This window comes from Endothiovibrio diazotrophicus (genome assembly GCF_054657215.1).
The window spans coordinates 1-294 of sequence record NZ_BAAHXB010000358.1; the positions used below are offsets into that span (position 1 = coordinate 1).

Below are 294 nucleotides of genomic sequence, written 5' to 3' on the forward strand. Positions count from 1 at the left end.
GGCGTGGAGAAGGTCACCCCGCAGGGGACGGGGCAGACGGTGCGCCGCGCGGGAGCGCCATCGGCGCCGGAATCGGCGGCGGCGCTGGCCGCCTACGCCGACGTGATCCCCCCACGGGCGGCGTGGCGGAGCCCCGTCTCGGGGGCGGTGGTGGCCGAGGCGAACCCCCCGCTGCGCCTGTTCGCCGAGGACGAGGGGAGCGGCGTCCAGGCCGCGGAGACCCGACTACGGGTGGATGGCCAGCCGTCGGCCGCCCAGTGCGCCGAACAGGCGGGGGAGATCGCCTGCCAACTT

The 294-nt window shown here is 77.2% G+C and carries 1 protein-coding gene; it reads left to right on the plus strand.

Going from position 1 to position 294, the window contains the following annotated elements:
* On the plus strand, positions 1 to 294 hold a 294-nt coding region (locus ACYQ2W_RS26805), incomplete at both ends, for a hypothetical protein (RefSeq protein ID WP_459874198.1).